The sequence below is a fragment of the Tsuneonella sediminis genome (assembly GCF_051912845.1).
Classification (GTDB): domain Bacteria; phylum Pseudomonadota; class Alphaproteobacteria; order Sphingomonadales; family Sphingomonadaceae; genus Tsuneonella; species Tsuneonella sediminis.
In genome coordinates, this window is the sequence record NZ_JBNCBU010000001.1 from 1733293 (window position 1) to 1757427 (window position 24135).

Here is a 24135-nt window from a genome sequence, read left to right on the forward strand (position 1 = left end):
TGTCAGAAGCTCCACGCCTTTGGCTTGTCGAACGCGGAGAGCCGCGGGATGCCGATTTCTGCCAGCGGCAGCAGTGCCAGCCGGTCGCCCGATACCCCGCCCAGGGCGAGGCGTGTGACCCCGTCCTCGACGAGGCCAGTGATGATCCGGCCATCGCGGGCGAGCCGTCTGGCCAGCGCGTGAGGAACTTCCTCGGCGGCACCGTCGATCATGATCAGGGTGAAGTCGCCCTTGCGCCCCTTGAGCGCGTCCGCGGGCGAAACCACGGTCACCGACCCGGCGATACCGTCGAGCAGCGCCGGGAGGTATCCGCTGCCGCCGTCGATCACCAGTACCCGGTCAGCCGGTGTCGGTTTCGCTTCGGCCAGCATGCGCGCATGCACCAGCGGAGCGGCAAGCATTGCCCCGCCGCCGATCGGCACAGCCCGGTCGATATAGGCCGCGCTCCGGGCGCTCTCCGGGACGAAATCCTCGCGCGGGACGGCGGCCATGCGCGCCAGCACCCACGGTTCGTTGACGCCGCTCGTCCGCAACTGGCTATCGATCATCGCGCGGCGCGCGGTCGAAAAATCGGGATGGGGGCGGGGGGCGGATGCCATGTTCTCGAAACCCTGTCTTAACGACATAATACAGCCGGTCAACGATTTGGTCATTGGCTCAAACAGGCGCAATGGCCAAGCGCTTTGACGCCCTACAACGGCGATCCTATCGCGGGTGTGGCGATTCGATCAGGAGGAGACGGGTTCCGATGAGCAACATGGTTTCTATCCGCGAAAGCGACCTGATCGAGAGCGTGGCCGACGCGCTCCAGTTCATCAGCTACTATCATCCGATGGACTACATCCGCGCGCTGGGCGATGCCTATGCGGCGGAACAGGGCCCGGCCGCGAAGGATGCGATTGCGCAGATCCTTACCAACAGCCGCATGTGCGCCGAGGGGCACCGGCCGATCTGCCAGGACACGGGAATCGTCAACGTGTTCGTGAAATGGGGGCAGGACTGCCGGCTCGAATCGGACCGGTCGCTTCAGGACGTCGTCGATGAGGGCGTGCGCCGCGCCTACAACCATCCCGAGAACAAGCTGCGCGCCTCGGTCCTCGCCGACCCCGCGTTTACCCGCCGCAACACCCGCGACAACACCCCGTGCGTGCTTTCGGTCGAGATGGTGCCCGGCAGGACGGTGTCCATAGATGTCGCGGCGAAAGGCGGGGGGAGCGAAAACAAGTCGAAGTTCAAGATGATGAACCCCAGCGATTCGATCGTCGACTGGGTGCTCGAGATGCTGCCCCAGATGGGCGCCGGCTGGTGTCCGCCGGGCATGCTCGGCATCGGCATCGGCGGCACGGCCGAACACTGCGTCAAGCTTGCGAAGCAGAGCCTCATGGAGCCGATCGACATGGCCCAGCTCAAGGCGCGGGGCCCGCAGAACGATATCGAGGCGCTGCGGATCGAGATCTTCGACAAGGTCAATGCGCTCGGGATAGGAGCACAGGGGCTCGGCGGGCTCGCAACGGTGCTCGACGTCAAGATCATGGACTGGCCGTGCCACGCCGCGGGCAAGCCGGTGGCCATGATTCCCAACTGCGCTGCGACCCGCCACGCGCATTTCACGCTCGACGGCTCGGGGCCGAGCTTTCTCGAAAAGCCGAAGCTGTCCGATTGGCCCGAGGTGCACTGGACCCCCGACGCGTCGGCGAAACGTGTCGACCTCGATTCCCTCACGCCCGAAGAGGTCGCGAGCTGGAAGGCCGGGGACCGCCTCCTGCTGAACGGCGCGATGCTCACCGGACGGGACGCCGCGCACAAACGCATCGCGGACATGCTCGCGAAGGGCGAGGAGCTCCCGGTCAGCTTCCGGGGCCGCGCGATCTACTACGTCGGCCCGGTCGATCCGGTGGTCGGCGAAGTCGTCGGCCCGGCCGGCCCGACCACGGCAACCCGGATGGATAAGTTCACCGACATGATGCTGGAGCTCGGCCTGCTGGCGATGATCGGCAAGGCCGAGCGGGGGCAGGGCGCGGTGCAGGAAATCGCCCGGCACAAGGTCGCCTACCTCATGGCAGTCGGCGGCGCGGCCTACCTCGTCAGCCGGGCCATCCGCGAAGCCAGGGTCGTTGCCTTCGAGGAACTGGGCATGGAGGCGATCTACGAGTTCCGGGTCGAGGACATGCCCGTTACCGTCGCTGTCGATTCGGGCGGTGCCAACGTCCACACGCTGGCACCTGCCGAATGGCGCGCGAAGATCGCCGCGGAAAACCTCCTGCCGGCGGACTGACGCAGCCGACGAAGCGCCGAATCGCCTCGACGCGCGCACTGGCGTCCGGCTGGTCGCTCGGGCACTAGCGAAGGCAATGAACGACCACACTGGATCCGCGCCTCCCGGCGTGTCGCTGCGCACGGTCCTCGCCTCGATCGCGGGGCTGTGGACCTGCTATTTCGTGCTGGTGACGATCCGCGCGTGGATCGGGCTCGAGCTGCAGGGCGAATTGCTCTGGCGCCGGGCCCTCGTGTGCCTCGTTGGGATGGCGATCACGTTCGTCATGTGGCTGATCCTGCGCCTTGCGGACCGGCGCCCCCTCGGCTTCCAGATCGGGCTCGCTCTCGTCCTGGCGATGCCCGCCGCACTCGCAATCGCCCAAATCAACATCCTCGTCTTTGCCGAGGTTCAGGAGAAGGTCGAAAGCAAGATCGCCGAACGGCGTGGCTATTCGATCCGGCGCGATGCATCGGGCAACATCGTGATCGAGGCGCCGGCACTGCCCGGTCCCGACGTCGACGGCCCGCTCGGCCCCGACAACGCCGGCCGCGCGAAGGTCGTGCTGCCGACCGATTCCGATGCCGCTCGCCAATGGTTGCCGATCCTCGAGCTGGCAATAAGCCGCTACTTCCTGTTGCTGTCGTGGGCCGCATTGTACCTTGCGCTGAGCGCGATCGGCCGGGCGCGCGAGGCGGAACGGCGCGAGGCCCGCTTCCGCAGCGCGGCGCGCGCGGCCGAATTGCGGTCGCTGCGCTACCAGGTCAATCCGCACTTCCTGTTCAACGCCTTCAACTCGCTGTCCGCGCTCGTGCTGACCGGCAAGGGCGACCGCGCCGAAGAGATGATCCAGCGATTGTCGAGCTTCTATCGCCACAGCCTTGCCGACGACCCGACGGGCGACGTCGAACTGGCGGACGAGATCGCCCTCCAGCGCGACTACCTCGCGATCGAGGCGGTCCGTTTTCCCGAGCGGCTGAAAACCGTGATCGAACTCCCCGCGGAGCTTGAACATCTGCAGGTGCCGGGGATGATCCTCCAGCCGCTGGTCGAGAACTCGGTCAAGTACGCGGTCGCGCCGGTCGCCCGTCCGGTGACGATCACCATTTCGGCGCGCGAGGAGTATGGCCGCCTCGTCCTCACCGTTTCAGATGACGGTCCCGGCGGAACGGACGGTGGAGCGACCGGCTTCGGCATCGGCCTCGCCAACGTGCGCGATAGGATCGAGGCGCGCTTCGGCCCCGATGCGATGCTCGTCTCGGGCCCTTACGAGGGGGGTTATCGAAGCGAACTGCGATTGCCGATGGTGAAAGATGACTGACATGCGCGACGCGAACGACGGGGGCGGATCCGGCGGACCCTTGCGGGCACTGATCATCGACGACGAGCCGCTGGCGATCGAGCGGATGCAGATCATCTGCGCAAGGATACCCGAGTTGCGGGTGATCGGCACCGCAAGCGACGGTGCCGCTGCGCTGCGGCTGATCGAGGCTCTCGAACCCGATCTGCTGCTGCTCGACATGACCATGCCCGAGCTGGACGGCCTTGCGGTCGCGCGCGCGCTCGCCCGGCGGCCGCGGCGGCCCGCGATCGTGTTCGTCACCGCGCACGAGCATTTTGCGGTGGAGGCGTTCGATCTCGAGGCGGTCGACTACGTGCTGAAGCCGGCAACGCCCGAACGGCTGGGGCGTGCCATCGAGCGCGCGCTGGCCCGGCGCGACGTCGGCACCTTGCGCCCCCGTGGCACGTGGCTGACCGAGTTGTGGGTCCCCCACCGCTCCGAGCTGCTGAGGATCGAGGTGGGTCAGGTGAGCCGGATCGATGCGGAGCGCGACTACGTGCGGCTCCATGTCGGAGAGCGGAGCTATCTCCTGCTGCAGACGATCGCTGGCCTCGAAAAAAGGCTAGATCCCGCGCAATTCATCCGCATCCACCGCTCGACGATCCTGCGGCGCGACTGCATCCGCGGCCTGCGGCACGACGGGCTCGGCGTGTGGTCGATAGAGCTTGCCGACGGCGAGGCGCTGCGGATCGGGCGGACCTACCTCGCCAAGGTCAAGGCGATGGCCGGCCGCTGAACCTTGCTTCGCGCCGGATTGCCGAATGATCGGGCCGGGAAGGGGGGACTGCTCCTTCCCGGCCCCGGACGCCGCAACCGGCGGCGCCGTTTCGTTCATGCCCGCCGCCTGGCGCAGCGGACCTTGGGTTCAGCCGCCCTTGGCCGCCCGGTCGACCAGAGTCGCCATCTGCTGCTTGGCGAGCTTGGTCGCCTCGGAAACGCAGAACTGCTCGTCGCGAACCCGGCTGCCGCCTCCGGTGCGAACCGGCAGTTCCTTGCAGTAGTCGCGGGCCCCAGAGGCAATGCGGTTCTTGAGCGTTTCCTGGTCGTGCTTGTTCGACAGGTCGAGATCGCGGTGCACGACGACGAAATCGTCCGGCGCCGCGGCATTGGCAGTGCTGGCAAGGGCAAGAGCCGAAAAGGCAATCAGAACGGTTCTCATGGCAGTCTCTCCTCGTTTGATCCGATCGATCGAAGCGACCGGGTGGAGCCCCCGTGATCCTGAAAATACACGGGATTCCGCCTCGATCTCGTCCGGCTCGACGGGGCCGCCGCGGTGTCCGACGATCGGCAAGGGTTCACGACGACAGGTGTAATCGGACGGACCAACGCCTATTGCGGCCCGACGAGCGCACACCACATCGCAAGAATGTCGGTCGTGATCGTCTTCATTCTGGGCGTGGCGAACTTCGCCATGCACGGCGCGGTGATCCACAGCGGCCATCCACTGCTTGCCGAGAGGCGCTGGTACCTTCACCGGCTGGGGGGGCGGGTCACGCTGGCGACCGAGTTCCTGCTTCTGCTCGCCGCCCTCCTGCTCGTCGCGCAAGGGTGGACGTGGCCCGCATGGGCCTATTGCGGCTACTCGCTGCTGAATGCGCTCGCGGTCTGGCTGATCCTGACCCGCCGCGTGTGACGGTGCCGGGAACCGCAGGGCGTTCGCCACGCTTTGCCCGCATGGACTCCCGTGGCAAGACCTGGCTCATCTACAACGGCTCGAGTGGCAGCCACGACGAGGACGCGCTCACGGAGCTTGTCGAGCGGATGCGCTCGGCAGGCGCGGCGCCGGACGAGGTTCGCGACTGCAAGAACGGCACCCCGCGCGCTCGCGAGGCCGAGGAGCTGGGAATCGGCCTGATCGCCATTCACGGCGGAGACGGTACTCTCAGCCGGACGATCGCGGGCCTCGAAGGGTTCGGCGGGACGGTGCTTCCGCTTCCGGGCGGCACCTTCAACCTCCTGTCGCGCGAGATTTTCGGCGAGCGCGACGCGGTCGAGATCGTCGGCATGCTCGCACGGGGCGAACTGGCCGTGCGCCGGCGCACGTGCATTCGGGGCGAGGGCGGGGTGATCGCGCTCAGCGAACTCCTTGCCGGCCCGGGTGCCAAGTGGGCCGACGTGCGCGAAGAAATGCGCGAAGCGAACGTGGCCGAGATGATCGTCAAGGGCTGGGACGCGGCGGCGACGAGCACTGTCGGCCCGATGGTCGCGCTGGAGCGCCCCGCGCGCGGCAACGCCGATGGCTATGCGGGAATCCGGTTGCGCCCGCGGGCGAACGGTATCGCCGTCCAGGGGTACGGAGCCGAGAACTTGGGAGACTACCTCCAGCAGGGCCTCGCCATTCTCAAGCGCGACTTCCGCGACGGTCCCCACGATGACCTGGGACAGGAGCGGGAGATCGCCTGTCGCTCGCTCGAAGGGGAGCCCATTCCGCTGATGGTCGATGGCGAGCGGCTGGAAGGCGCGGCTACCGCGCGGTTTTCGCTCGACACCCTCGACGTCGATCTGCTTGGGATCGCGGATGGCCGATAGCACGCTGCTGTTTCACCTGTCCGACATCCATTTCGGGCTCGAACACAACCGCGCGCTCGACTGGGTCGCCGATGAAATCGCGGCGCGACAGCCCGCGGCGGTGATCATCACCGGCGACCTGACGATGCGGGCGCGCCAGCGCGAGTTCGACGCAGCGCGCACGTGGATCCTTTCGCTCCCGGCCCCGGTCACCGTCGTCGTGGGCAACCACGACCTGCCCTACTTCAACCTCGTCGAGCGATTCTTCGATCCCTACCGGCGCTTCCGAGGCATGAAGCAGATGGTCGAGCGGGAGATCGACCTTCCCGATATCGCCATCGTCCCGCTCAAGACCGCGGCCCGGATGCAACCACGATTCAACTGGTCGAAGGGATGGATCAGCGACGAAGCGCTCGCCCGCTCCCTGCGCGCGATCGATGCGCTGCCGCCGGGCAAGCGCGTTCTTGTCGCCGCACACCACCCTCTGGTGGAAGTCGGCACCCGGGGCACCGCGCTCACCCATGGCGGCACGAAAGCCCTTGCCGAACTGGCCAAGCGGGGCATTGCCGGCGTTCTGTCGGGCCACGTGCACGACCCGTTCGATCTCACCCAGGAAACCGTCCACGGACCCGTCCGGATGATCGGCGCGGGCACCCTGTCGCAGCGGATCAGGTCGACCCCGCAAAGCTTCAACGAACTTCGCTTTGAACACGACGGCACGCTCTGCGTCGAGGCTCGCAACCTCCAGGACGTGCCGACCGAGGCGATGAAGATCGACGCCGTGCCGGAGGACGCGATGCCGCCGCGCGCGCCCGGCGAACCGGTTGCCCCGATCGGCGCGGTCCCGCGCACCGACCCACCGGTTCGCTGAATCCTTCCCGTCCTTCGGTGGACGCGAAAAAGGGCGACCTCTCGCGAGGCCGCCCTTCCTTTTCCGCCGTCGCGGAAAATCGGTTCGCTGATCAGCGCTTGCTGAACTGGAAGCTGCGGCGAGCCTTGGCGCGGCCGTACTTCTTGCGCTCGACCACGCGGCTGTCGCGGGTCAGGAAGCCGGCGGCCTTGACCGTCGCGCGCAGCGCGGGCTCGTACTTCGACAACGCCTGCGCGATGCCGTGCTTGACCGCGCCGGCCTGGCCCGAAAGTCCGCCGCCCTTGACGGTGGCGACGACATCGTACTGGCCCTGCCGATCGGTGATCGTGAACGGCTGGTCGATGACGAGGCGCAGCGTCGGCCGCGCGAAGTAGACTTCCTGGTCGCGGCCGTTGACCGTGACCTTGCCGGTGCCGGGCTTCAGCCAGACTCGCGCGGTGGCGTCCTTGCGGCGGCCGGTGGCATAGGCGCGGCCCTGCTTGTCGAGTTCCTGCTCGCGCAGCGGCGCGTCGCTGGCGGCCGCGGGCGCATTGCCCTCGGCAGCGGGAGCGTCGCCGGCGATGTCCTTGAGGTCGGCGAGATCCGACACGGTGTTCGTTTCGTCAGCCATTACGCGGTGACCTTGTTCTTGCGGTTCATCGAAGCGACGTCGAGCGTCTCGGGCTGGTTCCCGGCATGCGGGTGCTCGGTCCCGGCATAAAGGTGCAGCGCCTTCATCTGCTGGCGGCCGAGCGGCCCGCGCGGGATCATCCGCTCGACGGCCTTCTCCAGCACGCGCTCGGGGAAGCGGCCTTCCAGCACCTTGGCCGGGGTCGTTTCCTTGATGCCGCCGGCGTAGCCAGTGTGCTTGTAGTACTTCTTGTCCGACAGCTTGTTGCCGGTGAAGCGCACCTTGTCGGCGTTGATCACGATGACGTGGTCACCGCAATCGACGTGCGGGGTGTAGCTCGGCTTGTGCTTGCCGCGCAGGATGTTGGCGACGATCGAGGCGAGGCGGCCGACGACGAGTCCTTCGGCGTCGATCAGGTGCCACTTCTTTTCGACCTCGGCCGGCTTGATCGACCGGGTGGTCTTGCTGAGCGCCTTCATGGCTGGTCCTTAGGGTTGCGAATTGCGTGCGCGGCCCATGCCGCTGCGAGCGGGGCCTTTGGCGTCCGAAGCCCAGCAAGTCAAGCGAAACGGCGGGTTTCGACGGAGGTAAAATAATACCGTCTGATTTACGCGAACCCATTGGCGAGGAAGTCCAGCGTCGCGGGCGGCGCGCGGTCCGCCAGCCACCCGATCACCACCGGGACATCATAGGGATGCAGATCCTCGGCCATCGCGATCGCCTGATCGAGGGTACGGGCGTCGAGCTTGAACAGCACGCCGTACTCCTCGCTCGACTGCATCGACCCTTCCCACACGAAGTGCGATTCGACGGGACCGATGACGTTGGCGCACGCCGCAAGGCCCGAGCCGACGACTGCTATGGCAAGGTTGCGGGCATTCTCCGCCGTGTCGATCGGCGTCCAGATGAGCGCAGGCGTGCCGAGGCTCATGCGCGCCGCTGCCCCAGCAGGTGCATGCCCCACGCCGACGCTGCGACCACCAGCGCACCGACGAACTGATGCAGCACCGCCACCCAGAGTTCGACCCCGGTGAGCACGGTGGCGATCCCGAGCACGATCTGGAGGCCGAACGCGGAATGGATCGCGATCGAGGCGCGCCGGTCGATCCCACGCACGCGACGCGCCAGCACGATCAGGAACCCGACCGCAACCCACGCCCACCAGCGATGGAGGAAGTGGATCAGGAACGAATCGTGCAGCGCGGCCCAAAGGAAGCCGCGGCTCGCGTCGTATTCGGGCACCAGGCGTCCCTGCATGAGCGGCCACGTGTCGGAAGCCAGCCCTGCATCGAGCCCGGCGACCCATGCGCCCAGAAGGAGCTGGATGAACAGGACCAACCCTGTCAGCACCGCGAACCCGGTCATCCGTGCCGGGCGCGCCGCACGGTTGCGATCCAGCGCCTTCAGGTCCAGCGCCGTCCACACGAGGCCCGCGAGCGTGAACAGCGCGGTGAGCAGGTGGATCGAAAGCCAGAAATGGCTGACGTCGGTCGCGGTCTCATTGATCCCCGAGCGGACCATGAACCACCCGAACGCGCCCTGCATGCCACCGAGCGCCAGCAGCGCGACGAGGCGGGGCTTGTAGCCCGCCGGGATCGCCCGGCGTACCCAGAACCACGCCAGCGGCAGCGCGAATGCAAGGCCGATCACGCGGCCGAGCAGGCGATGGAACCATTCCCAGAAATAGATGAACTTGTAGTCGGCAAGCGTCATGCCCGCGGGACCGGTCACTTGCCGGTACTCGCCGATCTGCTTGTACGCCTCGAACTCCGCCTGCCACTGCGCCTCGTTCATTGGCGGAAGCGCGCCGGTGACCGGCTTCCACTCGGTGATCGAGAGTCCCGATTCGGTCAGACGGGTAATGCCGCCGACGACGACCATGGCCACCACCAGCAGCGCGACCACGAAAAGCCACCGAGCGAGGGCCGCGGGCCTTGTACGTTCGGCGGAATTCGCGGGGGTGTCCATCGGCCGCGCACATGGGTCCGCCGGGCGCAAATCGCAAGCGTCGATCGCGCACATGGCCTTGCGTAACGATACAGCGTTACATAAATGGACGGTAAGCCATGGCGAACGCACTCATCACCTCGATTCGGGGCAACCTCGACCGCGCGGGCATCACCCTGTCCGCGCTGTGCGTCGTGCACTGTCTTGCGACCCTCGTGCTTGTTTCGGCGCTGGGCATCGGCGGAAGCGTGTTCCAGAACCCCCTGATTCACGAAGTTGGCCTCGCGCTCGCGATGATCGTTGCCGCGGTCGCGATCGGTCTCGGCGCCCTGCGCCACCGTCATCCCGTGCCCTTCGTCACGGCGATGACCGGCCTCACGTTCATGGGCGGCGCGCTGGCGATGCCGCACGGCTATGAGGAAGCGGTGCTGACGATCATCGGGGTAGGGCTGGTATCCGCCGGGCACATCCTCAACTTGCGCGCGTGCTGTTGCGCGACCTCGGGCGAGCACGCCTGCTCTGTCAACCGCGAAGGCTGATCAGCTGCCGCTGCGCGTAATCACGATATCCGGCGCGCTGCGCATGGTGTCGCCCGGATAGACCGCTTCCACGTTGTTCCCGTCGGGATCGATCAGGAATGCGGCGAAATATCCCGTAAAATAGTCACGTTCGCCCGGTGGGCCGTTGTCGGAGCCGCCAGCTGCAAGACCTACAGCGTGCCACCGGTGAACCATCTCGCGCGACGAAGCCTGGAAGGCTAGATGGACATGCGTTCCCTCCCCGGCATCTGTGCCCGCCTCGATCCACAACTCGTCGGCAGAAAGGTATTCCTCAGTTACCGTGCAATCCACCCCGAGCACGGCGAGCGTCGCGCGATAGAAAGAGAAAGTGCGCGCGGAATCTCGCGCGCGCAGGTGCACATGGTCAATCAGGCGGCCGAGGCGATACTGCATTGCACCGTTCTCCTGCGTCGCGGCGGCGGCAAGTGCGGTTGCATGCTGGCCGCGTGGCGCTATCTCGCGAGCGATGTCCGATATTCTGACCCTTACCGTCAATGGCGAGAGCCGCCGCACTTCCGCTGCAACCGTCGCCGACCTCGTCCGCGAACTCGGGCTCGACCCCGCCAAGGTCGCGGTCGAGCGCAACGGCGTGATCGCGCCCCGGTCCATGCTGGCCGATGTCGCGCTGGTGGACGGCGATACTCTTGAAATAGTGCATTTCGTCGGGGGCGGAGACCATACTGTCGAGGATACGTGGGAAGTTGCCGGCCACCGGTTCACCTCGCGGCTGATCGTGGGGACAGGCAAGTACAGGGATTTCGCGCAGAACGCCGCCGCGCTCGAGGCGTCGGGCGCCGAAATCGTCACGGTCGCGGTTCGGCGGGTCAACGTCAGCGATCCCGGCGCGCCGATGCTCACCGACGTCATCGACCCGAAGAAGGTAACCTACCTGCCCAACACCGCCGGCTGCTTTACCGCGGACGAGGCGATCAGGACGCTGCGCCTCGCGCGGGAAGCGGGCGGCTGGGACCTCGTCAAACTCGAGGTGCTGGGCGAGGCGCGCACGCTCTATCCCGACATGCGCGAGACGCTGAAGGCATGCGAGGTGCTTGCGAACGAAGGCTTCAAGCCGATGGTCTACTGCGTCGACGACCCGATCGCGGCCAAGCAGCTGGAAGAGGCGGGCGCGGTCGCGGTAATGCCGCTGGGCGCGCCGATCGGCTCCGGGCTGGGCATTCAGAACCGCGTGACGATCCGCCTTATCGTGGAAGGGGCCAGGGTGCCGGTCCTGGTCGACGCCGGGGTCGGGACTGCGAGCGACGCGGCGGTGGCGATGGAGCTCGGCTGCACGGGAGTTCTCATGAACACCGCCATCGCCGAGGCGAAGGACCCGGTCCGAATGGCGCGCGCGATGAAGCTCGCGGTCGAGGCCGGACGCGGCGCCTATCTCGCGGGCCGGATGGCAACGCGCAAGTACGCCGATCCTTCCAGCCCGCTCGCCGGCTTGATCTAGGGCGGCCTCGTCGTCGGAACAGGGCGCCGCCGCACCCATTGTTCCTGCATGACCGGCGCCGAACTCACTGTCCTTGGCTGGGGCCTCCTGCTGCTCGTGGTCTATGGGGCGATCCACGTTGGCGGGCTCGAGCTGATACGCCGGTTCAAGCCAAGCCAGGAAGACCACCGCTATCTGGGCCTGCTGGCCACCTTCTGGGGCCTGGCCATACTACATCTCGTCGAGATCGCGGTCGGCGCAGCCGCGCTTGCAATCGTTCTTGCCGGCGACGGCAACGGGTCGCTCAGCGAGGGATTCGGAAGCACGGCGGCCGATTTCCTCTATCTGGCAGGCACCTCGTTCGGTACGCTCGGCTATACCCAACTCGACGCGACGGGACCTATCCGCCTCCTGATCATGGTCCTTTCATTGAGCGGGTTCATGCTGATCACCTGGTCGGCCACCTTCATCTACACGATATGGGGCGAAAGCTTTCGCGAGTGATTGCCCCGGCACAAGGCTAACGGGAAATTAACCATCCTGCGCGAATCTGCGGTCGAACAGGGGGGTAGTGACCATGGCCGTCACCAATGCCGCGTCGATGACGATTTCCGAGATGCGCGAATTTGCGAGCTTCACGCCCGCCGAACAGCGTTACATACGCCGCAGCCTCGACATCGGGCTCGGGCGTCAGGACGCTTTCAAGCTCTGGGCGCGCACCGCGGACGAGAACGCCGCGATCCGCAGCCAGTACGTCGCCTACCAGGACCTGAAGGTCCTGCGCGCCTCGATCCCGGCGGAGAGCAGTTTCGAGTGCGTGGAGGGGTTCATCGGCAAGCTCACCCGCGTTGCCGCGTTCGACCTTGCCCAGGACCGGATCGAGAGTTTTTCGGCTTTCCGCTTTCTTTACGAGCGGCTGATCGGCGCTGACTCCCGGCCCTGGCTGCCGAGCGCGTTCTGCGCCGCGAGCGCGCTGCCGCAGATCAAGCCGAGCCGCCGCAAGCTGCTGCTCCAGTCGCTGAGCGAAGCCGCCGCGACCGCCCCGGGCTGGTCCGACCGCGCGCCGAGCTTCTATCCCGAATACATCGACCGCGAGGCGGCCTAGAAGTAAGCGGGGTCAGCCCCGCACGCCGAACGTCGCGTATTTGCTGACGAACTTCCACGCCCTGTCCGGCACCTGCAGGATCTTGTTGGCTTCTGCCCTCAGCGCGTCGCGCTTGGCCGGGGTGAGCGCCTTGCGCGCCGCCGCGGCCGTAGGATAGGCGCTGAGGTAGTCAGCGATGCGGAGCTTGAGCTCGGTCCGGGTCGATCCGACGGAGAACGTGCCGACGCCCAGTTTCATCATCTCGTTCTGCAATTCCTGACCGGCCACCATGGACACATCTGTCTTCCCGCCGAAGCCGGGCGAAATCCGGTAGGCCTGGCAGGTTCCGAGGTAACGGAGCGTCAGCATCCCGGCCCGTTCGGGGTCCATCTGCAGGGCGTCCTTGAAAAAGATGGTGAATTCGTCGGGCTTTGCGACGATCTTGTAGATCTGCCCCTTGATGAAGTCGATCAGGTCGTCGGTTCCCATAGTCCCGGATTCCCTCGTTGCGCATCCTGCCGTTGGCGTCGCCGCTCGGGGCGGCAGGAGGCGGATCGAATATAGCCCCGCCGACGGCCCGCCAGATTGTATGTAAACGTCCTGTTCGAAACGGCTTACGCCCTCCGCGGAGTCCGGTCGCGCATGCCGACGAACAGCGCGATGAGCCCGATGGAGCCCAGATAGCGAAACGCCGAGTCGAGCGCAGGCCCCCGCATGGCGTCCGAGCGCCACATTTCGAACCAGCTCTCGGCAATCACGATCCACCCGGCGAACAGCAGGGCCATCGCAACCCCGCACCCGGCCAGGGCAAGCCGCTTGGCCGTGTCGAATTCGCGCCCCCGATGGCGGGCGCGCCACATCGCGATTGCGCCCAGTGTGCACAGCAGAGCGCTTGCCAGCTTGAACGCGGGGATCAGGATCGCTCCCAGGCCCACCACGAGGGGATTGCTCGTTGCCCGCCACGAGCCGGAGCCGCCTTCCCAGGTTGACATCGAGGTGGCGGCCTCCACCGCGCCGCGCGTGCCCTGCCAGTCCGCGAAATTTCCGAATGCGCCAACGTATCCCCACGCGGCGACGGTGGCGACAAGCGCGATCTTGACGATTGGCAGCATCGAGGGGCCTCTCTACGTTCCCGGCGCGACCCTCGAAGGCCTTGCGTCATCCCTTGTATAAAGCGTCCAGCCGGTCCCCGTAGCGCTCCTTGATCTTGTGCCGCCGGATCTTGAGGCTCGGGGTCATTTCCTCGTTGTCGGTACTGAAGGGCTCGTCGGCGAAAGCGAACTGGCGCACCTTCTCGATGACCGAGAGATCCTGGTTGGTCCGGTCGACCGCGGCGCGCACGGCGCTGCGGAACGCGGGCAGGTTCTGCAATTCCTTCAGGTCGAACCTGATGTCGTTCGCCTTCGCCCACTCGAGCGCCCATTCGGCATCGGGCACGATCAGTCCGACGAGGTAGGGCCGCCGGTCGCCGCTGACCATCGCCTGCGCGATCTCGGGCTGGAGGGTGAGCATGCCCTCGACCTTCTGCGGCGCGACGTTGTCGCCCTTATCGTTGACGATCATGTCCTTCTTGCGGTCGGTGATGACGATCCGGCCTTTTTCGTCGAGGTGACCAATGTCGCCGGTGTGGAGCCAGCCGTCCTTCAGCGCCTTTTCGGTTTCGGACCTGTTCTGCCAGTAACCGTGCATCACCAGTTCTCCGCGCACGAGGATCTCGCCGTCGTCGGCTATCTTCACCTCGACCCCGCGCATCGGCGGACCAACGGTATCCATCTTGATCCCGGCGCTCGGGCGGTTGCAGCTGATGACGGGGCCAGCCTCGGTCTGGCCGTATCCCTGGAGCATCGTCAGCCCCATTGCCTCGAAGAAGTTGCCGACCTCCGGGTTGAGCGGCGCCCCGCCCGAGACCATCGCCTTGATCCGCCCGCCGAAGCGCTGGCGGATCTTCGGGCGCAGCAGCTTCTCGATCAGCATGTCGGCCGGGCGATCGCGCAGGCGCTTCTTGGGCTGCGCGGCGATCTGCAACGCGCGGGTCATCAGGTAGTTCGGGATTTTACCCTGCTTTTCTACCTGCTTCATGATGCGCGTGCGCAGGACCTCGAACAGACGCGGGACGACCACCATGATCGTCGGGCGCGTCTCCTCGATGTTGCTCGCAAGCTTTTCGAGCCCCTCGGCATAGAAGATCTCGGCCCCGCACGCGATCGGAAGGTACTGGCCGCCGGTATGTTCGTAGGCGTGGCTGAGCGGGAGGAACGAGAGGAATCGCTCGTCGTCGCCAAGCCCGAAGTCCTCGACCAGGATTTCCGCGGCGCCGGCCACGTTGCACAGGATCGCGCCGTGATGCTGGAGCACGCCGCGCGGCGCGCCCCCTGTGCCGCTGGTATAGATGATGCACGCGGTGTCGCCCCGGCCGATCGACCCGATCCGCGCCTCGACCGCCGTCCGCGCTTCGGCCGCATCGCCTTCGAGCATGGTAGCCCACGGGTGACAGGTGACCTGTCCGCCCTGGAAATGGCGGACGCCGTCGATCGGGATGAGGTGTTCGGCAAGGCCCGACCGCATGATCGCCGGGATCAGTGGCACCGACAGCTTCTCGTTCGATACGATCACGGCGCGCGCGCCCGAGTTGTCGAGGATGTGCTGGTGGTCGCGTTCCGTGTTGGTCGTGTAGGCGGGCACCGTGATGCAGCCCGCGGCCATGATCGCAAGGTCCGCAACGCACCATTCCGGCCGGTTCTCCGACACCAGCATGACCCTGTCGCCGGTCTCGAGGCCGAGCTTGCGCAGGTTTTCCGCGAGCAGGCAGACCTGGTCTGCGACTTCACCCCAGGTGCGGGTGCGCCATTCCCCGCCCGAGCGGGCACCAAGGAAAGGCCGCGCGCTGCGTGCGCCGGCCCGCTTGAGGAACAGCTCGACGAGATTGCCCGCCGAATCGATATCGCTCAGCTGCAAGGCCCCTGGCTCCCTCTTTCCCATCCCGCCCTGACTAGATACCCGCAGCCCGGGCGGCAAGCCGCCGTCGGGCGGGCCTCCCACCGGGCCGGTCATGGCGGATCGATCAGGTCTTCCATCCGCGGTTCGCGGCCGGCCATCCACCCGTCCTGCATCCGGCGCAGCGCGTTCACCTTGATCGGCGCTTCCCCAGTGCGGAACTTCGCGTGACCAAGTGCGCGCAGCTGCGGGATCGCAGCCTCGAGCCAGGTGCCCTGTTCGAGCAGTATGGTGTCGCCGAACGCCATTGCGAACGGGAGCGAAAGCGCCTCGTCCGGTTCCAGTCCGAAATCGATCATGCCCACGATCGCGCGGGCCGTCGACACCGGAATGGTGGTGCCGCCCGCCGCGCCGACCGCGATCACCGGCTTGCCTGCCGGGTCCCAGATGACCATCGGCGCCATCGAGCTGCGCGGCCGCTTGCCGCCTTCGACGCGGTTGGCGACCAGTCGCCCGTTCACCGTGGGAGAGCGGCTGAAATCGGTCAGTTCGTTGTTGAGGTAGAAGCCCCCGGTCATCAGGCCCGATCCGAACGCGCTCTCGATCGTCGAAGTGTAGCTGACCATCGTGCCGGCCGAATCGACCGCGGCGAAGTGCGACGTACCTTGCTCCTCGGGCTCGTCGCCGTCGGCAAGCGCGGTGGGTGCGCCGGGCGGCACGCCGGGCTGCGGGTCCGCGTTCGTCTTCCCCGGATCGATCAGCCGGGACCGGCGGGCGATGTAGTCCGGGTCGACGAGACCCGCCACCGGGACTGCCACGTAATCGCTGTCCGCGAGATAGAGCTCGCGGTCCGCATAGGCGAGCCGCTGCGCCTCGAGGAACAGGTGCCAGGTCACCGGGTTGCGGGGGCCGAGCGCCTTGAGGTCGAACCGCTCGAGCATGCCGAGCATCTGCAGGATCGCGATTCCCCCCGACGTCGGCGGTCCCATTCCGCACAGTCGATAGCCCCGGTACGTGCCGCACACCGCCGGTCTTTCCTTGGCTTCGTACGCGGCAAGGTCCGCAGGCGTCATCGGGCGGGGGCGCGGCGTGGCCGCGGCGACGGTCGCGGCAAGCTCCTCGGCGCGCGGACCACGGTAGAATGCGTCGGGCCCCGCCCTTGCGATCGCCTCGAAAGTCTGCGCCAGTTCCTCGTTCCGGACGATCGTTCCCGCAGGAAGGGGCTGACCGTCGGCGCCGAAGAACAGCGCCCGCCCCGTTTGCGTCCACGCCGCGCGATCGGGAGTCTGCTTGAGCGACTGGACCAGCCGCGGATTTATCGCGAAACCGTTGCGGGCGAGCACGATCGCCGGCTCGAACAACTTCGCCCACGGCAGCCTGCCGTGCTCGGCGTGCGCCTTGGCAGCCAGCGCGATGTTGCCCGGTACGCCCACGCTGAGGCCGCTTTTCACCGAAGCATCGAACGGCGGGACCCTGCCGTCTTCGAGAAACCAGTCGTGACCGGCGCCGGCGGGTGCCCTTTCGCGGCCGTCGAACGTCGTCACGGTTCCGTCCGCCGCGCCGCGGACAAGGAACCCGCCGCCGCCGATGCCCGAACTCTGCGGTTCGACCACGGTAAGGGCGATCATCGTCGCGATCGCCGCGTCTGTGGCGTTACCGCCGGCGCGCAGCATCGCCAGACCCGCCTCCTCGGCGCGCGGGTCGGCAGCGCTGACGTTGCCGGCCAACGCGTCCTGGGGCGCCGGATTGTCGGGAAGGGTCGCGCAGCCGGCGAGCGGCGGCAGCGCGGCGAGCGAGGCGAGGGCGAGGATTCGTGGGATACGGTGCAGCATCGACAGGCTTGCTACTCGCTCCCCACCGCCTCCGCAATCGAACTGAAACCGTTCTCACGCATCAGTTTTTCCAGCCCCCGCACGATCCGCCGGCCAAGCCCCGGCCCTTCATAGACGAGCGCGCTGTAGAGCTGGACGAGGCTTGCGCCCGCGCGGATCCGCTCCCACGCGTCGGCGGCGCTGGCTATCCCGCCTACCCCGATAAGCGGCAGGTCGGCGCCTGCGACCGTGCGAAAGCGGCGAAGCTGGTCTAGCGCGAGGTCGCGTAAGGGGGCGCCCGAAAGGCCTCCCGCTTGCTTCGCCTGCGCGGACAGCAGGGGCGGGCGGGTCACCGTGGTGTTCGATACGATGAGGCCCGCGATGCCGTAATCCATCGCTGCGCGAACGATCCGCTCGTGGTCGCCGTCCGCGAGGTCGGGTGCAACCTTGAGGAACACCGGGGGGGTCGTGGACGTCCGCGCCCCGGCGATCGCTGCGAGCAGTGCAACGAGTTCGCCTTCGGACTGCAGGTCGCGAAGGCCGGGGGTATTGGGCGAGCTGACGTTCACCGTCAGGTAGTCTGCAAAGGGCGCGAACGTCGCGATGCCGGTCACGTAATCCGCGATGCGATCAGGCGAATCCTTGTTGGCACCGACGTTGATGCCGATAGTGCCGCGCCCCTTCCGGCGCGCGAGCCGCGAAGCCGCCGCGGCGGCGCCGCCGTTGTTGAACCCCATCCGGTTTATCACCGCGTGGTCTTCAGCCAACCGGAACAGGCGCGGCCGGGAGTTGCCGGGCTGCGGCTTCGGCGTGATCGATCCCACTTCGACGAACCCGAAGCCGAGGCCCAGCATCGCGTCGGGCACTTCGGCATCCTTGTCGAACCCGGCGGCGAGACCGACCGGGTTAACGAAAGGGATGCCGGCAACGCTTGTCGTGAGCGGTCCAGGCGCAGGTGGAGGGAGGTTGGGCGTTGCCTTGAGCGCGGCTATCGCCAGCCGATGCGCGCGTTCGGGCCCGAGAGTAAACAGGGCGGGAGCGGCAAGACGATAGAGCACGCGCGGCGATATGGCCGGGGCGGAGCCGGTTGTCGAGGCGACAGATGGTTGCCGAAGTGTCCAATCCTTACAACAAATCCTGTCGTTTCAGCCGATTCTACGTCGCTTTCATACAATCACGGCCCGGCGAATCGGTTTAATACGCCCCTGCGACCCGAAGGGCTCGAAGCTTCATCGGCGACGAGTTCCTCCACTCAATGGCGGCCCCGGCTACGGCGGGGGCCGCCCTTTTTTTGCGCTCCAGCGGCCACCCGTCCCGAGCATCGCGAGGCTAGCGTGCCTGCTCGCTTCAGGCCGATCGGGACGTGCGCATTGAACGCAGCGGCATATGCCGATAGTTAACGTCGCGGGCGCAGGATATAACAGGGGCATATCGATGGATCGGGCGACCGACGGCGCCGCGTGGCGCAGCGACCGCGAGACCGCCGATGAATCGCTGACTGTCTCCGAGGCGATGCGGCTGTCGTACATCGCGCCGCCGCCTGATCTCCAGCCGTTCGTCACGACCTTCTTCCTGTTCCGTTGCGACGAGCAGATCATCCGGGACATTCAGCCTGCCGCGGTGGGACAGTTCCAGGTCTATCTTCGCGGCAGAGGGCAGATGCACTACCCGCACGGCCGCGCTGACCGGTCTTTCCCCGTGACCCTCCAGGGCCCGACGACCGTCGCCGCGCCGTTCGAGGTCGAGGGGCCTTTCCACGCCCTGGGGGCGGCGCTCTCGGCGCTGGGCTGGGCAGCGCTCACCGGCATGTCCGCAGGCAAGGCGAGGGACCGGCTGTTCGACGCAGGCGAAGTCCTCGGGCCGCAGGCCCATGCCCTGGGCGAAGCGCTGCGCGAGGCTTATGAGGCCGACCCGCGAACGGACGGCGAACCGCTGGCGGCGAGGGCGGCCGATTTCATGCGTGCGCACCTCAAGCCGGTTCCCGACGACCACAAGGCCGTGCTCGAGTGCGTTGCCGACTGGCTGGGCAGCGACCTCAACCCGCCGGTCCAGGCGCTGTACGATGCGTGCAGCTACTCGCCGCGGCAAGTTCAACGCCTCGTCACCCGATACTTCGGTTCCAGCCCCACCCATCTCGTCCGCGCCTACCGGGCAACGCGCGTGGTCGCTCTCCTGTCGGAGCCGGGGGTGACTGAACAGCGCGTCGCCGAATTGACCGACGCATTCTACGACCAGTCGCACATGATCCGCGAGATCCGCGAGTTCATCGGACGGACCCCGACGCAGATCTTCGCCGAGGACGAGACGATCCTGCGCACGCTCGTCGACGTCCGCAATTTTCGCGAGATCAAGCCCAACGTGGCCCCCCTCCCACCGCTTGAAAGCGGGGATGCCGACGCCTAGGTGCAATTCGGAGCGAATCATTCCGAATTGACATGAGACTTTCGAACCTCGCCGATTATGCCGTCGTCACGATGAGCGCCGCGGCCCGCCATTGCGGCGGAGGGCGGACGAGTGCGGGCGAACTGGCCGCCGAAACCGGCCTGCCCGCCCCGACCGTGGCGAAAGTGGTCAGCAAGCTGACCGCCGCCGGCCTGCTGCGATCGGTTCGCGGAGCGCACGGCGGGTTGCAGCTGGCTCGTCCCGCTGCCGCGATCAGCCTCGCCGACATCGTCGAGGCGGTCGAGGGACCCATCGCGCTTGCCGCGTGCATCGAGGGCGAGTGCGCGGTGGATCACGATTGCCGCGTGCGCCCGCACTGGCCGCTCGTCAACGAAACGCTAAGGGGTGCGCTGGCCGGGGTGCCGCTTACCCGCCTTGCCCAGGATTATCGACCGGAGATACCCGCGTGACCGACGACGTGACCGACGACCAGATCACCGACGTCGCCGCGCGCGAAGCGGCCGCGAAAGCGGCCGACTACGAGCACGGCTGGTCGGCCGAGATCGATACCGAGTTCGCCGAAAAAGGGCTGTCGGAAGACACCGTCCGCTTCATCAGCGCGAAGAAGGGCGAGCCCGAATGGATGCTCGACTGGCGTTTGAAGGCGTTCCGGCTGTGGCAGGAAATGACGGAGCCCGACTGGGCCAAGCTCGGCTACCCGCCGATCGATTACCAGGGCGCATATTATTACGCCGCGCCGAAGAAGAAGCCCAAGCTCGAATCGCTCGACGAGCTCGATCCGGAAATCAAGGCGGTCTACGACAAGCTGGGCATTCCGGTGGCGGAGCAGGAAGTGCTCGCCGGCGTCGAGGGCGCGCGCAAGGTCGCGGTCGACGCGGTGTTCGACAGCGTCAGCGTGGCGACCACCTTCCGCGAGGAGCTCAAGCGCGCGGGGGTGATCTTCCTCTCGATTTCGGAGGCGATCAGGGAACACCCCGACCTCGTGAAGAAGTGGCTCGGCAAGGTGGTACCGCAGCACGACAACTTCTTCGCGACGTTGAACAGCGCGGTCTTTTCCGACGGCACCTTCGTGTACGTGCCCGAAGGCGTGCGCTGCCCGATGGAGCTTTCGACCTACTTTCGCATCAATGCCGAGAACACCGGCCAGTTCGAACGCACCCTGATCGTCGCCGAGAAGGGCAGTCATGTCTCCTATCTCGAGGGTTGCACCGCGCCGATGCGCGACGAAAACCAGCTCCACGCCGCAGTGGTCGAGCTGGTCGCGCTCGAGGACGCCGAGATCAAGTATTCGACCGTCCAGAACTGGTATCCCGGCAACGCCGAGGGCAAGGGCGGGATCTACAACTTCGTCACCAAGCGCGGCCTGTGCCAGGGCGCGCGGTCCAAGATCAGCTGGACCCAGGTCGAAACCGGTAGCGCGGTGACGTGGAAATACCCGAGCTGCGTGCTCAACGGGAAGGATTCGGTCGGCGAGTTCTACTCGGTCGCGGTGACCAACAACTTCCAGCAGGCCGACACCGGCACCAAGATGATCCACAACGGCAGCGGCAGCCGCTCGACGATCATCTCGAAGGGCATCTCGGCGGGCAAGAGCAACAACACCTACCGCGGTCTCGTCCGTGTCGCCGCGAACGCCGACGGGGTGCGCAACTTCACCCAGTGCGATTCGCTGCTGCTCGGTGACAGGTGCGGGGCGCACACCGTGCCCTACATCGAGGTCAAGAACCCCACCGCGCAGATCGAGCACGAGGCGACCACCAGCAAGATCAGCGACGACCAGCTGTTCTACGCCATGCAGCGCGGCCTCGGCCAGGAGGAAGCGGTGGCGCTGATCGTCAACGGCTTCGCGAAGGAAGTGCTCAAGGAGCTCCCGATGGAGTTCGCCGTCGAGGCGCAGAAGCTGCTGGCGATCAGCCTCGAGGGAAGCGTGGGATGACCGACCGCAAGACCCTCCAGCTCCGCTCGCCCGACGAGACCGCCGACGCCGCGCCCGCGATCAGGAAGAAGGGGCGCGGATGGGAGATTTCAGAAAAGCGGCTCGATGCGCTGCACGACATGGCGCGCGAGAAGCGGCGGCATTCGACCCCCGCGCACAAGGCGCTCGCGGAGAAATTCGCCAAGGCCGACCTCGGCAAGTGGAAGTTCACCCGCCACGCGGTGATCGGCAGCGCGATCGTCGATTTCGCGAGCACAAACCTCGGGCTGGCGATCATGATCGACGAGGAGGACGCCGATCCCGCGCTCGCCACCCGGCGCGACAGGAGCCTCGAGGCGGTCGGCATCAAGGTGATGCGGATCGCCGCCGCCGACGTGCTCGAAGACATGGACGCCGTTCTGGCCCGCATCACCGACGAGATGCGTATGCGTATCGCCGACAAGAAGTCCGCCGCGCGCAAGCACGCCGCGGAAAACCCCAATCAGCACTACGAGCGGAAGCCGAACGACCGGTCAGGCCGCAGGAACACGCATGCTCAAGATCGATAACCTTCACGCCACCGTCGGCGACACCGAGATCCTGCGCGGCCTCACGCTCGAGGTTGGCGCGGGCGAGGTGCACGCGATCATGGGCCCCAACGGTGCGGGCAAATCGACGCTCGCCTACGTTCTCGGCGGCCGTCCGGGCTACGAGGTGACGGCAGGCTCTGTCACTTTCGACGGACAGGACATGCTGGCGCTCGAGCCGCACGAGCGCGCCGCGGCGGGACTGTTCCTCGGCTTCCAGTACCCGGTCGAGATCCCCGGCGTCTCGAACGTCCAGTTCCTGCGCGAGGCGCTAAATGCGCAGCGCGCGGCGCGCGGGGAAGCGCCGCTTACCGGCGGCGAGTTCCTCAAGCTGGCAAAGGAGAAGGCGGGCCTGCTGCGCATGGACATGGACATGCTCAAGCGCGCGGTGAACGTCGGCTTCTCGGGCGGCGAGAAGAAACGGGCGGAAATGGTCCACATGGGCATCCTCGATCCCAGGCTGGCGGTGCTCGACGAAACCGATTCGGGTCTCGACATCGACGCGCTCAAGGTCGTGGGCGAGGGGATCAATTCGATCATGCGCGCGCCGGACAAGGCGGTGCTGCTGATCACCCATTACCAGCGCCTGCTCGACTACGTGCAGCCCGACCGGGTGCACATCCTGTCGAAAGGCCGGATCGTGAAATCGGGCGGTCCCGAACTTGCACTCGAGCTCGAGCGCGAAGGCTACGAAGCGGCGGTGGCGGCGTGACGGGCTGGCTCGCCCATGCATTGCTGATCATGGCCCAGGCCGCGCCCGCCGGCGCCCCTGCCGACGTCGATCGCGCCAAGATCGATCCCCGTGTCGCCGCGCAGGTGCCGAAGATCGCCGACAAGCTGCGCGAATGGCGCGGCGGCTGGGGTGCGGTGGGCGACAAGCTCGCCTGCAAGACCGTGAAATCCTCGGGCGATGAGGAAATCGACGCGATCGGCTGCTACGCCACTCTGTCGTGCATCAAGCCGGCCTATCCCGAACTGAAGGCGATCGCCGACGGCAAGGGGACCGAGGACGAGAAGAAGGCGAAGATGCGCGTCAAGCTCGACGGCTTGCAAACCTGCATGACGCAATATCGCGGACAGGGCATCGCCGCGCTCGCGCTGAAGCGAAGCGGAACGGGGGGAGCGGGCAAATGAGCCTCGACACGCTCCCGACGGTTCGCGACGAGCAGTGGCGCTACGCCGATCCGGCGGCGCTCGAAACGGTCACACGGGCCGATCTCGATGCCTGGCACGAAGCGACGCTGGCGCCCGGCGAGACGCGCGCGAAGGATCTGATCCTTGGCGATGCGCACGCCGGCATTCACCGCGTTCGGCTCGATGTCGGCGCCGGCGCGCGGGCGGAAGTGTTCGCGGTGCTGTCGGCCCACGCCTACACCCGCCTCGAGGTCGAGGTCACGCTGCGCGAGGGCGCGCACTTCGAACTCGGCGGCGTGACCATCGGCGGCGGCGCGGCGACCCGCGAGATCGTCACACGGGTGACCCATGCCGAGCCCCTGGCGACGAGCAACCAGGTCGTGCGCGCCGTCCACTGGGGTACAGCGACGGGCAATTTCCTCGGCCGGATCGCGGTGGTGCGGGACGCGCAGAAAACCGACGCGGCGCAAAGCTTCAAGGGCCTGCTGCTCGAACGCGGGGCGAGCGCGAATGCGAAGCCCGAACTCGAGATTTTTGCCGACGACGTGAAATGCGCCCACGGCGCCGCGATCGGCCAGATGGACGAGGCTGCGCGGTTCTACATGGCCAGCCGGGGGCTGCCCCCCGAGACCGCGCGGGCGCTGCTCGTGCGGGCGTTCGTCGCCGATGCCTTCGCCGCGCACGGCGAGCCGGACGCGCTGCTCGAGGCCGCGCTGTCGCCGCTGGAGGCGCGGGCGTGAACC

Annotated in this window: 29 protein-coding genes; 17 read left to right on the plus strand and 12 right to left on the minus strand. The window is 66.9% G+C overall.

Annotation, left to right across the window (positions count from 1 at the left end; all coding sequences use genetic code 11):
- Positions 1-2 precede the first annotated feature (2 nt).
- Positions 3-599 (minus strand): protein-L-isoaspartate O-methyltransferase family protein, encoded by a 597-nt coding sequence (locus ACPV3N_RS08770; RefSeq protein WP_440116705.1) that lies wholly within the window; start codon positions 597-599, stop codon positions 3-5.
- 149 nt (positions 600-748) lie between these two features.
- Here ACPV3N_RS08770 and ACPV3N_RS08775 point away from each other — a divergent pair, with 149 nt between their 5' ends.
- The 3 genes from ACPV3N_RS08775 to ACPV3N_RS08785 all read left to right on the plus strand — a co-directional run bounded on the left by ACPV3N_RS08775 (position 749) and on the right by ACPV3N_RS08785 (position 4332).
- Positions 749-2275, plus strand: coding sequence for a fumarate hydratase (locus ACPV3N_RS08775; RefSeq protein WP_440116707.1), 1527 nt, complete (start codon positions 749-751; stop codon positions 2273-2275).
- A gap of 76 nt (positions 2276-2351) precedes the next feature.
- Positions 2352-3575, plus strand: coding sequence for a sensor histidine kinase (locus ACPV3N_RS08780; protein WP_440116709.1), 1224 nt, complete (start codon positions 2352-2354; stop codon positions 3573-3575).
- Position 3576: 1 nt separating this feature from the next.
- Complete coding sequence (locus tag ACPV3N_RS08785) at positions 3577-4332, plus strand: LytR/AlgR family response regulator transcription factor (protein WP_440117508.1); 756 nt, start codon at positions 3577-3579, stop codon at positions 4330-4332.
- A gap of 129 nt (positions 4333-4461) precedes the next feature.
- Here the strand turns inward: ACPV3N_RS08785 and ACPV3N_RS08790 are convergent, their stop codons facing one another.
- The gene (locus ACPV3N_RS08790) at positions 4462-4755 is read right to left on the minus strand and encodes a UrcA family protein (RefSeq protein ID WP_440116711.1); all 294 of its coding nucleotides are present in this window, start codon (positions 4753-4755) and stop codon (positions 4462-4464) included.
- A gap of 114 nt (positions 4756-4869) precedes the next feature.
- Here ACPV3N_RS08790 and ACPV3N_RS08795 point away from each other — a divergent pair, with 114 nt between their 5' ends.
- The 3 genes from ACPV3N_RS08795 to ACPV3N_RS08805 are packed head-to-tail and all read left to right on the plus strand — an operon-like array spanning position 4870 to position 6975.
- Complete coding sequence (locus tag ACPV3N_RS08795) at positions 4870-5229, plus strand: hypothetical protein (RefSeq protein ID WP_440116713.1); 360 nt, start codon at positions 4870-4872, stop codon at positions 5227-5229.
- 41 nt (positions 5230-5270) lie between these two features.
- The gene (locus ACPV3N_RS08800; protein WP_440116715.1) at positions 5271-6125 is read left to right on the plus strand and encodes a diacylglycerol/lipid kinase family protein; all 855 of its coding nucleotides are present in this window, start codon (positions 5271-5273) and stop codon (positions 6123-6125) included.
- A complete protein-coding gene (locus ACPV3N_RS08805) occupies positions 6115-6975 on the plus strand; it encodes a metallophosphoesterase family protein (RefSeq protein ID WP_440116717.1) in 861 nt (286 codons plus the stop codon). Before ACPV3N_RS08800 ends, ACPV3N_RS08805 begins: the two co-directional genes overlap by 11 nt.
- A 91-nt stretch (positions 6976-7066) precedes the next feature.
- Here the strand turns inward: ACPV3N_RS08805 and rpsI are convergent, their stop codons facing one another.
- The 4 genes from rpsI to ACPV3N_RS08825 form a co-directional block, all read right to left on the minus strand.
- Positions 7067-7585: a 30S ribosomal protein S9 gene (gene rpsI / locus ACPV3N_RS08810; protein ID WP_440116719.1), complete on the minus strand. Its 519-nt coding sequence runs from the start codon at positions 7583-7585 to the stop codon at positions 7067-7069.
- Positions 7585-8064, minus strand: a complete 480-nt coding sequence (rplM, locus tag ACPV3N_RS08815; RefSeq protein WP_440116721.1) for a 50S ribosomal protein L13 — start codon at positions 8062-8064, stop codon at positions 7585-7587. The genes rpsI and rplM overlap by 1 nt, the downstream gene beginning before the upstream one ends.
- Positions 8065-8192: 128 nt before the next feature.
- A complete protein-coding gene (gene cutA / locus ACPV3N_RS08820) occupies positions 8193-8516 on the minus strand; it encodes a divalent-cation tolerance protein CutA (RefSeq protein ID WP_440116723.1) in 324 nt (107 codons plus the stop codon).
- The gene (locus ACPV3N_RS08825) at positions 8513-9553 is read right to left on the minus strand and encodes a COX15/CtaA family protein (RefSeq protein ID WP_440116725.1); all 1041 of its coding nucleotides are present in this window, start codon (positions 9551-9553) and stop codon (positions 8513-8515) included. Before ACPV3N_RS08825 ends, cutA begins: the two co-directional genes overlap by 4 nt.
- Before the next feature lie 98 nt (positions 9554-9651).
- Here ACPV3N_RS08825 and ACPV3N_RS08830 point away from each other — a divergent pair, with 98 nt between their 5' ends.
- On the plus strand, positions 9652-10071 hold the full coding sequence (locus ACPV3N_RS08830) for a MerC domain-containing protein (RefSeq protein WP_440116727.1): 420 nt from the start codon (positions 9652-9654) through the stop codon (positions 10069-10071).
- Here the strand turns inward: ACPV3N_RS08830 and ACPV3N_RS08835 are convergent, their stop codons facing one another.
- Positions 10072-10485: a VOC family protein gene (locus ACPV3N_RS08835; RefSeq protein WP_440116729.1), complete on the minus strand. Its 414-nt coding sequence runs from the start codon at positions 10483-10485 to the stop codon at positions 10072-10074.
- A gap of 73 nt (positions 10486-10558) precedes the next feature.
- On the opposite strand from ACPV3N_RS08835, the gene thiS reads away from it, so the two are divergent.
- The 3 genes from thiS to ACPV3N_RS08850 all read left to right on the plus strand — a co-directional run bounded on the left by thiS (position 10559) and on the right by ACPV3N_RS08850 (position 12629).
- Entirely contained in the window at positions 10559-11545 is a 987-nt protein-coding gene (gene thiS, locus ACPV3N_RS08840; RefSeq protein ID WP_440116731.1) for a sulfur carrier protein ThiS, read from the plus strand.
- A 48-nt stretch (positions 11546-11593) separates the two neighbouring features.
- Positions 11594-12028, plus strand: coding sequence for a hypothetical protein (locus ACPV3N_RS08845; protein ID WP_440116733.1), 435 nt, complete (start codon positions 11594-11596; stop codon positions 12026-12028).
- Positions 12029-12101: 73 nt separating this feature from the next.
- Positions 12102-12629, plus strand: coding sequence for a hypothetical protein (locus ACPV3N_RS08850; protein ID WP_440116735.1), 528 nt, complete (start codon positions 12102-12104; stop codon positions 12627-12629).
- Between the two features lie 12 nt (positions 12630-12641).
- Here ACPV3N_RS08850 and ACPV3N_RS08855 read toward each other — a convergent pair whose 3' ends face one another.
- From ACPV3N_RS08855 to ACPV3N_RS08875, 5 genes are all read right to left on the minus strand, one after another.
- Positions 12642-13097 carry a hypothetical protein gene (locus ACPV3N_RS08855; RefSeq protein WP_440116737.1) on the minus strand — a complete coding sequence of 152 codons (456 nt, stop codon included), beginning with the start codon at positions 13095-13097 and terminating at the stop codon, positions 12642-12644.
- Positions 13098-13222: 125 nt separating this feature from the next.
- The gene (locus ACPV3N_RS08860; RefSeq protein WP_440116739.1) at positions 13223-13720 is read right to left on the minus strand and encodes a DUF2165 family protein; all 498 of its coding nucleotides are present in this window, start codon (positions 13718-13720) and stop codon (positions 13223-13225) included.
- A gap of 46 nt (positions 13721-13766) precedes the next feature.
- Positions 13767-15587 carry an AMP-dependent synthetase/ligase gene (locus ACPV3N_RS08865; protein ID WP_440116741.1) on the minus strand — a complete coding sequence of 607 codons (1821 nt, stop codon included), beginning with the start codon at positions 15585-15587 and terminating at the stop codon, positions 13767-13769.
- Between the two features lie 68 nt (positions 15588-15655).
- Entirely contained in the window at positions 15656-17374 is a 1719-nt protein-coding gene (gene ggt / locus ACPV3N_RS08870) for a gamma-glutamyltransferase (protein WP_440116743.1), read from the minus strand.
- Positions 17375-17385: 11 nt separating this feature from the next.
- Entirely contained in the window at positions 17386-18411 is a 1026-nt protein-coding gene (locus ACPV3N_RS08875) for a quinone-dependent dihydroorotate dehydrogenase (RefSeq protein ID WP_440116745.1), read from the minus strand.
- Between the two features lie 376 nt (positions 18412-18787).
- Between ACPV3N_RS08875 and ACPV3N_RS08880 the strand changes: the two genes are divergently transcribed.
- The 7 genes from ACPV3N_RS08880 to ACPV3N_RS08910 are packed head-to-tail and all read left to right on the plus strand — an operon-like array spanning position 18788 to position 24132.
- The gene (locus tag ACPV3N_RS08880; RefSeq protein ID WP_440116747.1) at positions 18788-19756 is read left to right on the plus strand and encodes an AraC family transcriptional regulator; all 969 of its coding nucleotides are present in this window, start codon (positions 18788-18790) and stop codon (positions 19754-19756) included.
- Positions 19757-19788: 32 nt separating this feature from the next.
- The gene (locus ACPV3N_RS08885; RefSeq protein WP_440116749.1) at positions 19789-20205 is read left to right on the plus strand and encodes an RrF2 family transcriptional regulator; all 417 of its coding nucleotides are present in this window, start codon (positions 19789-19791) and stop codon (positions 20203-20205) included.
- Positions 20202-21692: a Fe-S cluster assembly protein SufB gene (gene sufB, locus ACPV3N_RS08890; RefSeq protein ID WP_440116751.1), complete on the plus strand. Its 1491-nt coding sequence runs from the start codon at positions 20202-20204 to the stop codon at positions 21690-21692. The genes ACPV3N_RS08885 and sufB overlap by 4 nt, the downstream gene beginning before the upstream one ends.
- Positions 21689-22240, plus strand: a complete 552-nt coding sequence (locus ACPV3N_RS08895) for an endonuclease domain-containing protein (RefSeq protein WP_440116753.1) — start codon at positions 21689-21691, stop codon at positions 22238-22240. The genes sufB and ACPV3N_RS08895 overlap by 4 nt, the downstream gene beginning before the upstream one ends.
- Entirely contained in the window at positions 22224-22970 is a 747-nt protein-coding gene (sufC, locus tag ACPV3N_RS08900; RefSeq protein WP_440116755.1) for a Fe-S cluster assembly ATPase SufC, read from the plus strand. Before ACPV3N_RS08895 ends, sufC begins: the two co-directional genes overlap by 17 nt.
- Complete coding sequence (locus ACPV3N_RS08905) at positions 22967-23392, plus strand: hypothetical protein (RefSeq protein ID WP_440116757.1); 426 nt, start codon at positions 22967-22969, stop codon at positions 23390-23392. Before sufC ends, ACPV3N_RS08905 begins: the two co-directional genes overlap by 4 nt.
- Positions 23389-24132 carry a SufD family Fe-S cluster assembly protein gene (locus ACPV3N_RS08910; protein WP_440116759.1) on the plus strand — a complete coding sequence of 248 codons (744 nt, stop codon included), beginning with the start codon at positions 23389-23391 and terminating at the stop codon, positions 24130-24132. The genes ACPV3N_RS08905 and ACPV3N_RS08910 overlap by 4 nt, the downstream gene beginning before the upstream one ends.
- The last annotated feature ends 3 nt before the right edge of the window (positions 24133-24135 follow it).

What these genes read in the sequence shown, in the direction of transcription:
- ACPV3N_RS08770 (WP_440116705.1), bottom strand. Translation starts at nt 599, where the DNA reads ATGGCATCCGCCCCCCGCCCCCATCCCGATTTTTCGACCGCGCGCCGC.
- ACPV3N_RS08775 (WP_440116707.1), top strand. Translation starts at nt 749, where the DNA reads ATGAGCAACATGGTTTCTATCCGCGAAAGCGACCTGATCGAGAGCGTG.
- ACPV3N_RS08780 (WP_440116709.1), top strand. Translation starts at nt 2,352, where the DNA reads ATGAACGACCACACTGGATCCGCGCCTCCCGGCGTGTCGCTGCGCACG.
- ACPV3N_RS08785 (WP_440117508.1), top strand. Translation starts at nt 3,577, where the DNA reads ATGCGCGACGCGAACGACGGGGGCGGATCCGGCGGACCCTTGCGGGCA.
- ACPV3N_RS08790 (WP_440116711.1), bottom strand. Translation starts at nt 4,755, where the DNA reads ATGAGAACCGTTCTGATTGCCTTTTCGGCTCTTGCCCTTGCCAGCACT.
- ACPV3N_RS08800 (WP_440116715.1), top strand. Translation starts at nt 5,271, where the DNA reads ATGGACTCCCGTGGCAAGACCTGGCTCATCTACAACGGCTCGAGTGGC.
- ACPV3N_RS08805 (WP_440116717.1), top strand. Translation starts at nt 6,115, where the DNA reads ATGGCCGATAGCACGCTGCTGTTTCACCTGTCCGACATCCATTTCGGG.
- rpsI (WP_440116719.1), bottom strand. Translation starts at nt 7,585, where the DNA reads ATGGCTGACGAAACGAACACCGTGTCGGATCTCGCCGACCTCAAGGAC.
- rplM (WP_440116721.1), bottom strand. Translation starts at nt 8,064, where the DNA reads ATGAAGGCGCTCAGCAAGACCACCCGGTCGATCAAGCCGGCCGAGGTC.
- cutA (WP_440116723.1), bottom strand. Translation starts at nt 8,516, where the DNA reads ATGAGCCTCGGCACGCCTGCGCTCATCTGGACGCCGATCGACACGGCG.
- ACPV3N_RS08825 (WP_440116725.1), bottom strand. Translation starts at nt 9,553, where the DNA reads ATGGACACCCCCGCGAATTCCGCCGAACGTACAAGGCCCGCGGCCCTC.
- ACPV3N_RS08830 (WP_440116727.1), top strand. Translation starts at nt 9,652, where the DNA reads ATGGCGAACGCACTCATCACCTCGATTCGGGGCAACCTCGACCGCGCG.
- ACPV3N_RS08835 (WP_440116729.1), bottom strand. Translation starts at nt 10,485, where the DNA reads ATGCAGTATCGCCTCGGCCGCCTGATTGACCATGTGCACCTGCGCGCG.
- thiS (WP_440116731.1), top strand. Translation starts at nt 10,559, where the DNA reads ATGTCCGATATTCTGACCCTTACCGTCAATGGCGAGAGCCGCCGCACT.
- ACPV3N_RS08845 (WP_440116733.1), top strand. Translation starts at nt 11,594, where the DNA reads ATGACCGGCGCCGAACTCACTGTCCTTGGCTGGGGCCTCCTGCTGCTC.
- ACPV3N_RS08850 (WP_440116735.1), top strand. Translation starts at nt 12,102, where the DNA reads ATGGCCGTCACCAATGCCGCGTCGATGACGATTTCCGAGATGCGCGAA.
- ACPV3N_RS08855 (WP_440116737.1), bottom strand. Translation starts at nt 13,097, where the DNA reads ATGGGAACCGACGACCTGATCGACTTCATCAAGGGGCAGATCTACAAG.
- ACPV3N_RS08860 (WP_440116739.1), bottom strand. Translation starts at nt 13,720, where the DNA reads ATGCTGCCAATCGTCAAGATCGCGCTTGTCGCCACCGTCGCCGCGTGG.
- ACPV3N_RS08865 (WP_440116741.1), bottom strand. Translation starts at nt 15,587, where the DNA reads ATGGGAAAGAGGGAGCCAGGGGCCTTGCAGCTGAGCGATATCGATTCG.
- ggt (WP_440116743.1), bottom strand. Translation starts at nt 17,374, where the DNA reads ATGCTGCACCGTATCCCACGAATCCTCGCCCTCGCCTCGCTCGCCGCG.
- ACPV3N_RS08880 (WP_440116747.1), top strand. Translation starts at nt 18,788, where the DNA reads ATGGATCGGGCGACCGACGGCGCCGCGTGGCGCAGCGACCGCGAGACC.
- ACPV3N_RS08885 (WP_440116749.1), top strand. Translation starts at nt 19,789, where the DNA reads ATGAGACTTTCGAACCTCGCCGATTATGCCGTCGTCACGATGAGCGCC.
- ACPV3N_RS08895 (WP_440116753.1), top strand. Translation starts at nt 21,689, where the DNA reads ATGACCGACCGCAAGACCCTCCAGCTCCGCTCGCCCGACGAGACCGCC.
- sufC (WP_440116755.1), top strand. Translation starts at nt 22,224, where the DNA reads ATGCTCAAGATCGATAACCTTCACGCCACCGTCGGCGACACCGAGATC.
- ACPV3N_RS08910 (WP_440116759.1), top strand. Translation starts at nt 23,389, where the DNA reads ATGAGCCTCGACACGCTCCCGACGGTTCGCGACGAGCAGTGGCGCTAC.